This window comes from Ruminococcus sp. YRD2003, from assembly GCA_900109435.1.
GTDB classification, from domain to species: domain Bacteria; phylum Bacillota; class Clostridia; order Oscillospirales; family Ruminococcaceae; genus Ruminococcus; species Ruminococcus flavefaciens_G.
This window is the reverse complement of the sequence record FNZT01000006.1, coordinates 143541-157283: the sequence shown is the minus strand read 5'-3', so window position 1 is coordinate 157283 and position 13743 is coordinate 143541. Positions and strand designations below refer to the sequence as shown.

Below are 13743 nucleotides of genomic sequence, written 5' to 3'. Positions count from 1 at the left end.
TTTATTCTGTCAGCTCTCAGAGGCTGACAGTTCTTGTGGCTATGTTATTGCGGAAGCGGATATCATGCTCTGCGAATAGCATGGTAGGGCGGTAGGAATCGAGCAGTTTTTCCAGCTGCATACGCGAGAAGATGTCGATGAAATTCAGCGGCTCGTCCCAGATGTAAAGGTGCGCGGGAGTAAGCAGGCTTGCAGCGAGCAGCACCTTTTTCTTCTGCCCTGCCGAGTATTCCGAGATATCCTTGGCGAGCTGAGCGCGGCTGAGGTCGAGCTGACGTAGCACTGTGCAGAAGAGGCTTCGGTCGAGTCTGCGTTCCTCGCAGAAGGAGGGGACAGAGCCCTTCAGAAACGAGGCGTCCTGCGGGACATAGGAAACAATAAGCCCCGATGCAGTCTCACATATTCCGTCAACAAGCAGGTCATCGTCGGTCGTGAGCGCACCCGCCCGATGCAGGATAACTCGCATGAGCGTAGATTTGCCGCAGCCATTCGAGCCGTGCAGAGCAATGCGCTCTCCGCGTCTGACGGTGAGGGTCAGTCCGCTGAACATCGGAGCAGGCGCGCCATCATACTTCAAGGAACAGTCCCGCAGTGTTACGAGAGTTTCCTTGTGGTGCTCGAGCGGAGACATTTTCAGCTCCGCTATCTCCTCTATGTCCTGCAACAGACCTTCCTGCTCGGCTATCTCACGTTGAATGCGGTTCTCCGTGTTTTTCACGCGGCTTTGCATTTTCTTGGTCTTTGCACCTATATAAGAGCGCGTGCTGATACAGCGGTCGGGCTCTTTTAAGGGGTCAAATCCTATCTTTGAACGCTCGCTTTTGTCAGCCCATTCTGCGGTGCGCTTTGCTGCCTGACGGAGTCTGCGTATCTGTTTTCTGTGTTTTTCATTTTCAGCCTCGGCGAATTGGTCGCGGCGCTGCTGATTCTCCTGCCAGCACGAGATATTTCCGCTTTGCACCATTATCGTTTTGCGGTTGAGCACGAGGATGTGGTCAGTGCAGGCGTCGAGCAGGTCGCGGTCGTGCGAGACAAGAATGAAGCCCTTTTTTGAGGACAGGTACTGCCGCACGTTCTCACGTGCCCGCGCGTCGAGATGATTAGTCGGCTCGTCGATGAGCAGGAAGTCGTTCTCGCCCGAGAAGAGTATCGCGAGAAGCACCTTCGTGCGCTGTCCGAAGCTTAGCGTGTCGAACGGACGATACAGTATATCCGCATCTTCACGGAGCTCGGAGAGCTCGCATATCACGCGCCAAAGCTCGCAGCCGCTGCGGAGCTCCTCTGCAAAGCAGGCAGCGGACAGTTTCATCTGCTCAGCAGTGACAGGGTAGGGGAAGTAAGCGACAGGTACCGAGCACACCAGTGTCCCCTTGCCCGAGAGTTCGCCCGTCAGCAGCCGCAGAAGCGTGGTCTTGCCTTTGCCGTTTCTGCCGATGAGCCCGAGTTTCCAGTCGGTATCGAGCGTAAAGCAGGCATTTTCAAATACGGGCTCCGCGGAACCGTCATAGCTGAAAGTAAGTTTATCTGCTCTTATTTGTGACATAAGCATTCCTCCTTCATGTGTTCCGAAAACAAAAACGGAACTGATTGCTGCCAAACAGTTCCGTTATGTTCCGAGAAACCTCAAAGAGCGGGGGAGGAAATGACCATATGCCCGCAGATATCATATGAAAAAGCAAAAAGAGGTTATGAGAACATAATCCACTTTTGGCAGCACAAATCAACAGCATATGCCCATGCATACACTGTAAAAGATATTGATGCGTTCAAAAGTGAATTATTTTTTCATCCTCTCACCTCTCCTGAAATTCTGTAAGTATTATAGCACAGCTCACAGTGAATGTCAAGCAAAAAATCAGAGTTCTATCCTCATGTATCCGCAGGTGAACGGGAAAAAATCAAACGTTTCCGTACCCGTATGGACAGCGCCGAGGCTTTCGTACCAGCGGCGGAGGACGGTATTCTCCTCGACTATGCTTAGCTTCATGACCTTGCAGCCGCAGCTGCGTGCAGTATCCATAGCGTTCCTTACGAGCTCCTCTCCTATGCCTTTGTGACGGTAGTCGGGGAGCACCGAGAGGCTTCCGAGCTCGCACTCGTTTTCACCGCGCATGAGCAGCGAATAAAATCCCACGATCCTGTCATCGGAACAGTACACATACATAAGGCGGTGCTGTTCATCGAGCTGTTCACGCAGCTTTTCCGCTGTAGTCGCAAAGGCTGCGAAGCGGGGCGCATTCTCGGGTGTAAAGCCGAACTCGTCGGCAACTGTCATAAAGCTTCTGCGTATGATGTCAGCGCACACAGGGAACTCGCTTCTGTCAATTTTACGTATCATGCTATCCCTCCTGTTTTACCTCATTATACACTGATAAAAATGGTTTGTCAACATCGTTTTTCTGTTGCATTTCTCCGAGAAAAAATGTATAATGAAAAAAATGTCTGCGAAAAATCACTGACAGCTGTGTCTAATAAACAGAAGCAAGTTTGCAGCACACGCGAAGGAGGAAATCTATGGGCAACGATGCGGATCGCTACCGCCGTTTCCTTGATGGTGATGATAATGGACTCAGAGAGATAATCGACATATATTATAACGGACTGACACTGTATATCAACGGTATCGTAAGGAATTCCGCCGAGACAGAGGACATAGTGCAGGACACATTTGTGAAGCTGGCAGTGAAGAAGCCGCGATTCAGCGGAAAATGCTCGTTCAAGACATGGCTCTATGCCATAGCCCGCAACTCTGCCTGCAACTACCTCAAGCGCCACAGATCGCGTTTCTCGGAGCAGCCTATAGACGAGTACATCACGCTTTCGGACGGCACCGACGTCGAGCGCGAGCATCTGAGAACAGAGCAAAATATCGAGCTCCACAGGAGTATGAAGGAACTTGCTCCCGACTACTATCAGGTTCTGTATCTGATGTACTTTGAAGCACTCGACACAGACGGTATCGCACAGGTCATGGGCAAGTCGAAGCGGCAGGTCGGCGACCTGCTGTACAGAGCGAAGAAGTCACTGAAGTCAAAACTGGAAAGGGCGGGCTTTCACTATGAAGAGTTCTAAAGAGATGGCTGACGCCGTATTCAGGATACGTGACGCCTATGCCGAGAAGAAAAACAAAAGAAAGATCATCATAAAAAGGACGGCTCTTGTGGGGGCGACGGCGTGTATGTTCGGGCTCATATTTGCCGCGTTGAAGCTCACAACGCCCGAAAAGCCGCACCCTGTTGACAGCGGAATCATAGTTGAGACAGAGACAGCCCCTTCCGAGTCTGACGACACTCCGACTATGCCGAGCACTATAGCTCAGTCCGCGCCGAGCACTACATCAGTGCAGACAGCGACCACTCAGACAGTAACATCAGAGGCTGACGAGACTTCGACTTCGGCTCGCTCGACGACCTCATCAGGCTCCCCGACCACGGCAGCGGCACACACGACAACAACAGCGGAAACTACGCAAACCCACGACGATATCCGCGACGAAACAGAGCTTAAGACAGTGACCACCACAACCGCCGCGACTGTGTCGCCTTTTCCCGAAATAGCGGAGACCACGCAACCTGTGATGACGCAGGTCGTTGTCACGGTCGGCACAAGTCAGGCAGTAACAACGACATCACCAACGCTGGCAGAGAGACTTGAAGTGTACCAAAGATTCAGCTATTTGGAGTACAACAAAAAAACATACACCACAAAGGGCTGGGAAGCAAGGTCTATGGAAGTCGGCGAGCTGATAGACTCGACTGTGTTCGTCTCCGACGACAGCCTTATCAGCTGCAATGTGCAGATCTATGAATTTGTCTCAGGAATTGAGGCAGGCGCCTACCCCATTGTGCTCAAATTCGAGGGATATGACGGCTACTGGATATATTGGCAAACTATGTAAATGTAAAGGAGTGAGAGGTATGAAAAAGAAGATGTTAAGTATTATCACTGCGGCTGTTTGCTGCATGGGAGCAATTAACACTATTACGTCATACGGGATAAGTGTTGACCCGACAGCAAGCATCAGCTGCCTCAAAGGCGACGCAAACCTCGACACGAAGGCTACACTGGCTGATTCCGTTGCTATTCTCCAACACATCGCAAACCATGACAAGTATGGTCTGTCACCGCAGGGTCTCGTCAATGCGGATGTTGACGGCAGAGCGGGAGTCACCGCAAAAGACGCCCGTGAGCTGTTGGTGCGCGACTCTTTGAAAAGCGAGTCAAACGAGACCGCCTGCATGACATTCTATACTGCAAAAATGGACTGGACAATGGGACAGAGCGGCTTCAAGGACGATATCTGGAGCAAGATAAAGGACGGATATTCGGGTGTCATCACGAGCGCAGACGAGCTCTATGCATACCTTTCCGAGATATGTACGGAAGAGAATATCACGAAGTATACGGAAATATACAACGAGGACTTCTTTGTCGATAATGTGCTGTTTATGAATGCGATATCACAGAGCGTCGGCGGTGAGTGCGCCCTGTCGATAGACAGCCTTGACATGAGCGATGATCATATCTCGGTCAATACACGGTACGCGCGGGAGATAACCGAGATAGCCGTGATGTCGGTATGTCTCGGTCAGGTCGTATTTGCAAAGGAAGCCTATGACGGACGATCCGTCGTATGGACGTGCAACGAGCACTACGACGTTGAACCTCCCACCTGCACGGAAGTCCCCGTCTACAAGGCGAGCGTCGACTGGACTATGAATCATGACGGCTTCAAAGACGGGATATGGCAGAGGATAAGCGGCGGCTTCAATTCGGTCATCACGACCACAAAGCAGCTCGACATCTACCTCTCGTCTATATGCACCGATGAGAAAAAAGCCGAGTACGCCGAGAAGTACGATGAGGCGTTCTTTGCGGAGAATGTACTTTTCATCAATACTCTCCCGCAGAGTATGTGTGCCCGTCCTCTCTTCACGATAAACGGCGTAGAAGTCGGCGAAAAGATAAAGATATACGCCGAATGGGAAGACCCGCAGGTCGGCGAAGCGGTCATGTCGGTTTGCATGGCACAGGTGGTGCTTCCGAAGTCGGAGTACGAGACACAGGCAGTGGAGTGGTGGATAAGCACAAACGTTGCTTCTCCCTTTGGAGATTCCGATTTTCCTGCCTACAAGAAAAGGGTAGACTATACATTCGGCTACACGGGCTTCAGGAAGGAGAACCGCGATAAGCTGAACGGAATGGGATATTCAGGTGTTATTACGAGCACAGATGAGCTCACGGCTTACCTCACCGAGGTCTGCACCGATGAGAAGATCGCAGAGTACGCTAAGCTGTACGATGACAAATACTTCGCTGAAAAAGTCCTCTTCATGAACGTAATTGAGCAGCGCTCGGGAGCAAGCCCGTGCCTTTACATAGGCAGCGTTGGATTCGGCGACACGATAACCGTCAATGCCGGGTTTGACTATACATATGCAGCAGCGAATATAATGTCCGTATGTGTGGGAGCTATCGAGCTTCCCAAGGAGGCATACAAGGGTCAGAAGGTCGTATGGACGTGCAATGATCCTCAGCCCGAGCCTGCACAGCCCGCAAGTCTGGTTTATTCCGCGAAGACCGACTGGTACTGCGACACGGGCAGCGATATGAAGCCGGAGGTCTGGGACATAGTTGAAAATGGCGATTATTCGGCAGTTATCACCTCATCGGCTGAGCTTGAGGAGTACCTCTCGAAGGTGTTGCGGAAAGACCTTGTGACGGAATATCTCGAGTCCTACAATGGCTTCTTCACGCAGAACGTTCTCCTTATGAACTGTCAGCTGCAAACAAGCGGCGGAAAATGTTGCATCACCGTTGAAAATGCCGAATACTCCGAGGACGGCTGTTCCGTTACAGTAACGTCAAGCCGCGAAAAAGATGGCGGCGCAAGTGAAGATATGCTCTCGGTGTGCCTACAGCAGATAAAGGTACCGAAAGAGCTGTACGACGGACAGACCGTCAACTGGATACTAAGCTGACAACACTTTTACTTCTCCATTCAAATATAAAGGGCGTGATGAACTTCATCACGCCCTTTATATTTGTCGGATAATATTATCTTCTGCCTTTCAGCTCATGGAGCTTTGCAGTTCTGTCCTCAGCCTGCATGAGAGCGGTGCCGACGATAACGGCGTCAACGTTCACCTCACGCAGACGGGCAATCTGCTCGGGAGTGGAGATACCGCCCTCCGCTACGTAGATAACGTCCGACGGAACAGTGTCACGCAGACGAATGCATCTCTCGTGGTCTATTGAGAAGTCGGTGAGGTTACGATTGTCTACGGTAATTATGCGTGAACCCGCCGAGAGTGCGCGCTTGATGTCCTCTTCGGAGCAGCACTCGACAAATGCCGATAAGCCGAGAGAATCGCAAATAGCGATATAACTTCTGAAATCATCGTCGCTGATAAGTGAAGGTATGAGCAGCACAGCCTTAGCGCCGATTATCTTTGATTCATAGATCATGTATTCGTCCACGACAGCTTCCTTGCGGAGGCAGGGGATGGATACCTCATTTACGATAAGGCGGAGATGGTCACGGCAGCCGTTGAAGCCTATTGGCTCGGTAACGACTGAAATGCAGTCTGCGCCGGCATTTTCAAGCTCATTGGCTGTATCCACGATGTGGTGACCTTCGGCTATGGTCCCGATCGTAGGCATAGCTCTCTTGCATTCGGCTATGAACGAGAGCCCTTTTTTGGAGAGGGCGATCTCGAAATCGAACGTATCGTCCTGCATGGACAGAGCCATATACTTCATCTCATCGGCAGAAATGAGCCGCTTCGAGGTCTCGACGCGCTCACGGGTAGCAGCGGAAAGTTCTTCAAGTATGTTCATTGGTATCACCTGTTATCATTAGTATTATCGTTATTGAGATATTTGCTGATAGCGTTTTCAGCCTCGAGCAGTGTCAGCAGCGAGCTGAGCTGTCCGCGGAGGAACTCGCCTTTTTCCTTGGTCATTTCAAAGTCTGTCACAGTAAAAACGTAGCCTGTATCCTTGGTAATGAGCCTTATCTCACTGTCTGTCTCCTCGAGCTCGCCCGAAAAGCTGCGGAAGCGGTTTGGGTAATCGAAGAGTACGAGGTAGAATTTATCGGGAGGGTCGTCCTCGCCCTGCATAATGCAGAGGCAGCCCTCTGCGGAGAGCAGCTTGAGATGCTCATTCCATTCGGGAGTGCTTTTGGTAAGGTCAGCGATGCGGGTGAGCTTTGCCCGCGGTATGATCCTCAAACATTTAGGCATAGAGCATTCCTCCCGACAAAAAACGACAAAATCTGCTATGGTGCTATTGTAGCACGATGAGGCGCGGTTGTCAAGAGGGATTCCGCCTGTTCTGACCGATAATTGTGCGAATGTTGCGCTCTTAACATAATATTAAGAAAAAAATATAGGAAAAGACTTGAAAAAAAACTTGAAATAGTGTACAATATAGTAGTGTTGGTATAATCGTTATGATTTTAACAACCTACTGAAATCGTTTATTTTAAAATGAAAGGACGTCATACCAATGGCAGGATTAAACAAGGTGACTGTAGAAGACATCAACGTAAAGGGCAGAAAGGTGCTCGTAAGAGTAGATTTCAACGTTCCCATGAAGGACGGCGTTATCACGAATGACAACCGTATACAGGCTGCACTTCCCACTATCAACAAGCTCGTTGAGAACGGTGCGAAGGTAGTTCTCTGCTCACATCTCGGCAAGCCCAAGAACGGACCCGAGGCTAAGTTCTCTCTCGCTCCCGCTGCTGCAAGACTTGCAGAGCTCGTAAACACAAAGGTTACTTTTGCCGCTGACGACACAGTAGTTGGCGAGAACGCAAAGAAGGCTGTTGCCGAGATGAAGGACGGCGAGATAGTTGTTCTCGAGAACACACGTTTCCGCGGCAACGAGGAGACAAAGAACGGCGAGGAGTTCTCCAAGGAGCTCGCAGCTCTCGTTGACGGCGAAGTATTCGTAATGGACGCTTTCGGTTCTGCTCACCGTGCTCATGCTTCAACAGCAGGCGTTACTGCTTACGTTAAGGAGACAGCTGTAGGCTACCTCATGCAGAAAGAGATACAGTACCTCGGCAATGCGGTAGAGGATCCCGAGAGACCCTTCGTGGCTATCCTCGGCGGCGCTAAGGTAGCTGACAAGCTCAACGTTATCTCCAACCTCCTTGAGAAGTGCGACACACTCATTATCGGCGGCGGTATGGCTTACACATTCATCAAGGCACAGGGCGGTTCTATCGGTAAGTCGCTCGTTGATGACGAGAAGCTCGACTACTGCAAGGAGATGCTCGCTAAGGCTGAGAAGCTCGGCAAGAAGATACTTCTCCCCGTTGATACAGCTATTGCTGCTTCCTTCCCTGATCCCATCGACGCTGAGATCTCCGTTGAGTACGTTGACGCTGACAAGATACCCGCTGACAAGATGGGCCTTGACATCGGACCCAAGACAGCTGCTATCTTCGCAGAGGCTGCAAAGTCCGCAAAGACAGTCGTATGGAACGGACCTATGGGCGTTTTCGAGAATCCCACACTCAAGAAGGGCACAGTAGCAGTATGCGAGGCACTTGCCGAGGCTGACGCTACAACTATCATCGGCGGCGGCGATTCCGCAACAGCAGCTATCCAGCTCGGCTTTGCAGACAAGATGAGCCACATTTCAACAGGCGGCGGCGCTTCTCTCGAGTACCTCGAGGGCAAGGTGCTTCCCGGTGTAGCAGCTATCGCTGAAAAGTAAGAAGCACGGATAATAAACATATAGTTTATCGCCGCGCATCAACAGTGTTCTGAAAAGAAAAGTGATCGGGGCGGATAGGAATATTCGCCCCTGTTGCGATAAAGGAGAAAAACTATGAAAAAGTTAACTTGTAATTGTGACTGCGCCTCCTTCAAGGAGTTTACCGCAGAGCTTCAGAAGAATGCTCTTTCAATGTGGCTTTTTGCCATATGCTGCTTCCTTCTCGGCATAGTTCTCGGATTCATCTTCTCACCGAAGAAAAGCTTCTCTGTCGGCTGCAATAATTCAGCCGTTACATATGAGGCTGAGGAAGAGAAATGCCAAAAAGGCAAGCACAAGAAAAAGAAGTAAATCATAAATAAAGGAGAAAATACCCATGAACAAGTCATTAAGAAAAGCAATCATCGCAGGCAACTGGAAGATGAACAAGACCCGTCCCGAGGCAAAGGCACTTCTCGAGGCTATCAAGCCCCTCGTAGCAAACGCTGAGGGCAAGATTGAAGTTATCGCTTGCGTACCCTTCACAAACCTTGAGACAGCTATCAACACAACAGCAGGCAGCAATGTAAAGATCGGTGCCGAGAACGTTCACTTCGAGAAGAGCGGCGCATTCACAGGCGAGATCTCCGCTGATATGCTCACAGAGCTTGGCGTTGAGTACGTAGTTATCGGTCACAGCGAGAGAAGACAGTACTTCGGCGAGACTGACGAGACGGTCAACAAGAGAACTATTGCAGCTCTCGAGGCAGGTCTCAAGCCCATCGTATGTGTAGGCGAGCTCAAGTGGGAGCGCGAGTGCAACATCACAGAGGAAGTAATCGCTCGTCAGATCAAGCTCGACCTCTGGTCACTCACAGCAGAGCAGGTAAAGAACGTAGTTATCGCATACGAGCCTGTATGGGCGATCGGCACAGGTCTCACAGCTACCCCCGATCAGGCTGAGGAGGTATGCGGATTCATCCGTGCACAGCTCGCAAAGCTCTTCGATCAGGCTACTGCTGACGCTGTAACTATCCAGTACGGCGGCTCGATGAACGCAAAGAATGCAGCAGAGCTTCTTGCAAAGCCCAACATCGACGGTGGTCTTATCGGCGGCGCTTCCCTCAAGGCTGAGGACTTCAACGTTATCGTTCAGGCTGCTGTAAACGGCTGATCTTAAACAACAAACATTTCAGCGGGCGGAGATACTCCGCCCCTGAGTTTGAATGAAAGGATAATTCAAATGTCAAAAAAACCCGTAGCACTTATAATCATGGACGGCTTCGGCTACAACCCCGATACATACGGCAACGCTATTGCTGCCGCAAAGAAGCCGAACCTCGATAAATACTTCGCCGAGTGCCCGCACACACTCATTGGCGCGAGCGGACTTGACGTAGGTCTGCCCGACGGACAGATGGGCAACTCCGAGGTAGGTCACACCAACATCGGCGCGGGACGCATTGTCTACCAGATGCTCGTCAAGATATCCAAGGACATCAAGGACGGCACTTTCTTCAATAACAAGGCTATCCTCGATGCTATGAACAGCTGCAAGGCAAAGGGCAGTGCTCTGCACCTTATGGGACTTCTCTCTCCCGGCGGTGTTCACAGCCATATGGAGCACCTCTTCGGCATCGTTGAAATGGCAAAGAAGAACGGTCTCGACAAGGTCTACATCCATGCCTTCCTCGACGGACGTGACGTACCTCCGTTGTCAGCGGCAGAGTACATGGAGGAGACCGTTGCAGAGCTCGGCAAGATAGGTCTCGGCAGGATAGCAACTATCTCGGGACGCTTCTACGCAATGGACAGAGACAACGCATGGGACAGAGTCGAGAAGGCATACGCAGCGCTTGTTTACGGCGAGGGCGTGCAGGAGACCGACCCCGTACAGGCTATCAGGAACTCCTACGCTAACGAAGTTACGGACGAGTTCATGCTCCCGACAGTTATTGCAGGCGGAGCGCAGATAAAGGCTGACGACAGCATCATCTTCTTCAACTTCCGCCCCGACCGTGCAAGACAGATAACCCGCTCCTTCGTAGACCCCGAATTCAAGGGCTTCGAGCGCAGGAACGGTTTCTTCCCCGTGAACTTCGTGTGCATGGCACAGTACGATGCTACCATGCCTAATGTGTCTGTTGCATATCCCCCCGAGCAGCTCACCATGACAATGGGCGAGTATCTTGCAAAGCTCGGCAAGACTCAGCTCCGAATCGCCGAGACACAGAAGTACGCACACGTAACATTCTTCTTCAACGGCGGCGAAGAGAAGCAGTTCGAGGGAGAGGACAGGATACTTATCAAGTCTCCCGACGTGCCCACCTTTGACCTCAAGCCCGAGATGAGCGCATATGAGGTATGCGACGCTGTATGCGAGGCTATCGACTCCGATAAGTATGACGTTATCATACTCAACTATGCTAACTGCGACATGGTAGGCCATACAGGCATATTCGACGCCGCAGTAAAAGCGGTCGAGGCTGTTGACGAGTGCGTGGGACGCATGGTCGACAAGATACTCGCAAAGGGCGGCGCGGCGCTTATCACAGCCGACCACGGCAACGCCGACAAGATGATGGAGCCCGACGGAAGCCCGTTCACGGCACACACCACGAATCAGGTGCCGCTCATCGCAGTAGGCGTAGAGGGCAAGCTCACAGATGGCGGCGTGCTCGCAGACCTTGCACCTACGATGCTCGATATAATGGGAGTTCCACAGCCTGCTGAGATGACAGGAAAGTCGTTGCTTGCAAAATAATAGAATACGGGCGGACATCGTTCGCCCGTTATACTGAACAATCAGTTATATCATCCTAACTTGAAAGGAACGCAATTGAAACACTCAATTATTATCGCACCGCTTCTTGCAGTGCTGATATGCACGACCTCATGCAGGTCTTTACAGCCGACTCAATCTGCCGAGCGCGATGTGTTCGCAATGGACACCTTCATGACGATGAAGGCGTACGGAGATGGCGCCGCGAAAGCGCTTGATTCCGCAGAGGAGCGCATACACGAGCTCGAAGCCGAGCTCTCAGTCACTTCTCAGAACAGCGACATCGCTCGAATTAACAGAGCAAACGGCGCGGAGGTCGAGGTCTCGCACGACACTGCTCTGCTCGTAGGGGCTGGAGCCTCATACTGGCGCGACACCGACGGAGCCTTGGATATCAGCGTATATCCCGTGCTCACAGAGTGGGGCTTCACCACGGGTGAGTATCACGTACCCGACGCTGCGGCGATAGCACGGCTGCTGGAAAGAGTCAGCGGCGAGGATATCAGCGTTGACGGCTCAACTGTGCAGATACCCGCTGACAGCAAGATAGACCTCGGAGCCCTCGCCAAGGGCTACACAGGTGACGAGATAATGGCGATATTTCGCGATAACGGCGTCAAGTCGGCGATGATAAGCCTCGGCGGTAACGTGCAGGCTCTCGGCAGCAAGCCCGACGGCTCGGACTGGCGTGTCGGCATCAAAGACCCGTTCACGACGGACGAGAATATGTGTGTGGTCAGTATTTCGGACAAGGCGGTCGTGACCTCGGGCAATTATGAGCGCTGCTTCACCGCTGACGACGGCAGGAACTACTGGCATATCATTGACCCTTCGGACGGTTATCCTGCGGACAACGGACTTGTCTCCGTGACCATTATCGGCGGCGAGGGCTTGCGGTGTGACGCACTCTCGACGGCACTGTTCGTCATGGGTACTGAAAAGGCACAGACTTACCTGAACGGGCATACAGAAGTTGACGCCGTTCTCGTCACGGACGACGCGCGAATCCTGTACACGGATGGACTTGCCGACAAGCTTGAGATAATGAGCGATATGCCCTCGGAGGTGATAGCGCGTGACTAAGGGCGTGAAGATATGCCTCATGGCGGCAATAGTGATATTCGTTGGAGCTGTTGCAGCAATGCTGTATCTGCGGCTGCCGTCTGATAGTACATGGGTCGCGATAACGCAGGACGGCAAGACACTCTACACGTTCGACCTCGCGACTTTCGACGACGAGCAGACTCAGCAAATACGCATAGAAAGTCCCGACGGCGGCTACAATATCGTCGAGATAGATGAGGGCAACACTATTCGTATCTCCGAAGCAGACTGCCCTGACAAGACCTGCGTAAAGACAGGCGAGCTCTCTGACGGCGTGCCTATCGTATGTCTGCCGCACAAACTCGTCATCAAGTACATCGACCCGCCGAAGAACGGAGGCTGACATGAAGACGAGGAGACTTACCGAGCTCTCGCTGCTGACAGCGGCGGCTCTGATAATATTCATCGTGGAGCTCCGCCTGCCCGACCTCTCGAGTATCCCGGGGGTCAAGCTCGGGCTCGCGAACATATTCACAGTCTATGCCGTGTACAGCTACAGGGCGCATGAAGCCGTGATGCTCCTTGTTACGAGGATATTGCTCGGCTCGATATTCAGCAGCAATTTTTCGGCGATAATATACAGTCTTGCAGGCGGACTGCTCTGCATATCGGGTATGCTGCTTCTGAAGAAGGTCATACCGCTGAACTGGCTGTGGCTGTGCAGCGTATTCGGAGCGATATTCCACAATACAGGTCAAATATCCGCAGCGCTCGTGCTTACGAGGTCGCCCGCGGTGCTGGTACACTACCCGACGCTCATAGTCACAGGCTGTATTGCGGGACTATTCACGGGACTGTGCGCGCAGTTTGTACTGAAACGCCTGATACCCGTGAGAAAAAAACGAAACGACTAAGGAGGATAAAGAATGAATCCACTTGCAATGATGAAGCTCAAGCCGTTGTTCGAGACCTTCTGTCAGGACCATCCGAAGTTCCTGATGTTTCTCGGAGCAGTAGGCGGAGCAGTAGACAAGGACAGTATCATCGAGATGACCCTCACCAACTCGCAGGGGCAGACGATGAAAACCAACATAAAGATAAACGACAACGACCTCGAGCTCTTTCAGGAGCTTGCAAAACTGCTGAAAAAGTGAGCGTATCCGAAAGAAAAAGCCATAAGGAAGAATCATCTTCCCTATGGCTTT

General features: G+C 51.8%; 15 protein-coding genes. 11 read left to right on the top strand and 4 right to left on the bottom strand.

Annotation, left to right across the window (positions count from 1 at the left end):
- Positions 1-16 precede the first annotated feature (16 nt).
- Entirely contained in the window at positions 17-1543 is a 1527-nt protein-coding gene (gene abc-f, locus BMX22_RS05990) for a ribosomal protection-like ABC-F family protein (protein ID WP_074741573.1), read from the bottom strand.
- 312 nt (positions 1544-1855) lie between these two features.
- Positions 1856-2338, bottom strand: a complete 483-nt coding sequence (locus BMX22_RS05985) for a GNAT family N-acetyltransferase (RefSeq protein WP_074741572.1) — start codon at positions 2336-2338, stop codon at positions 1856-1858.
- Between the two features lie 176 nt (positions 2339-2514).
- On the opposite strand from BMX22_RS05985, the gene BMX22_RS05980 reads away from it, so the two are divergent.
- The 3 genes from BMX22_RS05980 to BMX22_RS05970 are packed head-to-tail and all read left to right on the top strand — an operon-like array spanning position 2515 to position 5981.
- Positions 2515-3072, top strand: a complete 558-nt coding sequence (locus BMX22_RS05980) for an RNA polymerase sigma factor (protein ID WP_074741571.1) — start codon at positions 2515-2517, stop codon at positions 3070-3072.
- The gene (locus tag BMX22_RS05975) at positions 3059-3898 is read left to right on the top strand and encodes a hypothetical protein (RefSeq protein WP_143055481.1); all 840 of its coding nucleotides are present in this window, start codon (positions 3059-3061) and stop codon (positions 3896-3898) included. The genes BMX22_RS05980 and BMX22_RS05975 overlap by 14 nt, the downstream gene beginning before the upstream one ends.
- A 19-nt stretch (positions 3899-3917) precedes the next feature.
- Complete coding sequence (locus BMX22_RS05970) at positions 3918-5981, top strand: hypothetical protein (protein WP_074741569.1); 2064 nt, start codon at positions 3918-3920, stop codon at positions 5979-5981.
- 76 nt (positions 5982-6057) lie between these two features.
- Here BMX22_RS05970 and BMX22_RS05965 read toward each other — a convergent pair whose 3' ends face one another.
- Together BMX22_RS05965 and BMX22_RS05960 are read right to left on the bottom strand one after the other, a co-directional pair.
- A complete protein-coding gene (locus tag BMX22_RS05965) occupies positions 6058-6840 on the bottom strand; it encodes an indole-3-glycerol phosphate synthase TrpC (RefSeq protein WP_074741568.1) in 783 nt (260 codons plus the stop codon).
- Positions 6841-6845: 5 nt separating this feature from the next.
- Positions 6846-7247, bottom strand: a complete 402-nt coding sequence (locus BMX22_RS05960) for a hypothetical protein (RefSeq protein WP_074741567.1) — start codon at positions 7245-7247, stop codon at positions 6846-6848.
- Between the two features lie 265 nt (positions 7248-7512).
- Between BMX22_RS05960 and BMX22_RS05955 the strand changes: the two genes are divergently transcribed.
- The 8 genes from BMX22_RS05955 (at position 7513) to BMX22_RS05920 (ending at position 13692) form a co-directional block, all read left to right on the top strand.
- Complete coding sequence (locus tag BMX22_RS05955) at positions 7513-8733, top strand: phosphoglycerate kinase (RefSeq protein WP_074741566.1); 1221 nt, start codon at positions 7513-7515, stop codon at positions 8731-8733.
- Positions 8734-8847: 114 nt separating this feature from the next.
- Positions 8848-9084 (top strand): hypothetical protein, encoded by a 237-nt coding sequence (locus BMX22_RS05950; protein ID WP_074741564.1) that lies wholly within the window; start codon positions 8848-8850, stop codon positions 9082-9084.
- Between the two features lie 25 nt (positions 9085-9109).
- On the top strand, positions 9110-9886 hold the full coding sequence (gene tpiA, locus BMX22_RS05945; protein ID WP_024859683.1) for a triose-phosphate isomerase: 777 nt from the start codon (positions 9110-9112) through the stop codon (positions 9884-9886).
- Between the two features lie 69 nt (positions 9887-9955).
- The gene (gene gpmI / locus BMX22_RS05940) at positions 9956-11476 is read left to right on the top strand and encodes a 2,3-bisphosphoglycerate-independent phosphoglycerate mutase (protein WP_074741562.1); all 1521 of its coding nucleotides are present in this window, start codon (positions 9956-9958) and stop codon (positions 11474-11476) included.
- Between the two features lie 75 nt (positions 11477-11551).
- Positions 11552-12577 (top strand): FAD:protein FMN transferase, encoded by a 1026-nt coding sequence (locus BMX22_RS05935; protein WP_318259694.1) that lies wholly within the window; start codon positions 11552-11554, stop codon positions 12575-12577.
- The gene (locus BMX22_RS05930) at positions 12570-12941 is read left to right on the top strand and encodes a NusG domain II-containing protein (protein ID WP_074741558.1); all 372 of its coding nucleotides are present in this window, start codon (positions 12570-12572) and stop codon (positions 12939-12941) included. Before BMX22_RS05935 ends, BMX22_RS05930 begins: the two co-directional genes overlap by 8 nt.
- 1 nt (position 12942) lies before the next feature.
- Positions 12943-13452 carry a Gx transporter family protein gene (locus tag BMX22_RS05925; RefSeq protein WP_074741556.1) on the top strand — a complete coding sequence of 170 codons (510 nt, stop codon included), beginning with the start codon at positions 12943-12945 and terminating at the stop codon, positions 13450-13452.
- Between the two features lie 12 nt (positions 13453-13464).
- The gene (locus tag BMX22_RS05920; protein WP_074741554.1) at positions 13465-13692 is read left to right on the top strand and encodes a hypothetical protein; all 228 of its coding nucleotides are present in this window, start codon (positions 13465-13467) and stop codon (positions 13690-13692) included.
- The last annotated feature ends 51 nt before the right edge of the window (positions 13693-13743 follow it).

Coding starts and splice junctions, on each gene's coding strand:
- abc-f (WP_074741573.1), bottom strand. CDS start 1,543: ATGTCACAAATAAGAGCAGATAAACTTACTTTCAGCTATGACGGTTCC.
- BMX22_RS05985 (WP_074741572.1), bottom strand. CDS start 2,338: ATGATACGTAAAATTGACAGAAGCGAGTTCCCTGTGTGCGCTGACATC.
- BMX22_RS05980 (WP_074741571.1), top strand. CDS start 2,515: ATGGGCAACGATGCGGATCGCTACCGCCGTTTCCTTGATGGTGATGAT.
- BMX22_RS05975 (WP_143055481.1), top strand. CDS start 3,059: ATGAAGAGTTCTAAAGAGATGGCTGACGCCGTATTCAGGATACGTGAC.
- BMX22_RS05970 (WP_074741569.1), top strand. CDS start 3,918: ATGAAAAAGAAGATGTTAAGTATTATCACTGCGGCTGTTTGCTGCATG.
- BMX22_RS05965 (WP_074741568.1), bottom strand. CDS start 6,840: ATGAACATACTTGAAGAACTTTCCGCTGCTACCCGTGAGCGCGTCGAG.
- BMX22_RS05960 (WP_074741567.1), bottom strand. CDS start 7,247: ATGCCTAAATGTTTGAGGATCATACCGCGGGCAAAGCTCACCCGCATC.
- BMX22_RS05955 (WP_074741566.1), top strand. CDS start 7,513: ATGGCAGGATTAAACAAGGTGACTGTAGAAGACATCAACGTAAAGGGC.
- BMX22_RS05950 (WP_074741564.1), top strand. CDS start 8,848: ATGAAAAAGTTAACTTGTAATTGTGACTGCGCCTCCTTCAAGGAGTTT.
- tpiA (WP_024859683.1), top strand. CDS start 9,110: ATGAACAAGTCATTAAGAAAAGCAATCATCGCAGGCAACTGGAAGATG.
- gpmI (WP_074741562.1), top strand. CDS start 9,956: ATGTCAAAAAAACCCGTAGCACTTATAATCATGGACGGCTTCGGCTAC.
- BMX22_RS05925 (WP_074741556.1), top strand. CDS start 12,943: ATGAAGACGAGGAGACTTACCGAGCTCTCGCTGCTGACAGCGGCGGCT.
- BMX22_RS05920 (WP_074741554.1), top strand. CDS start 13,465: ATGAATCCACTTGCAATGATGAAGCTCAAGCCGTTGTTCGAGACCTTC.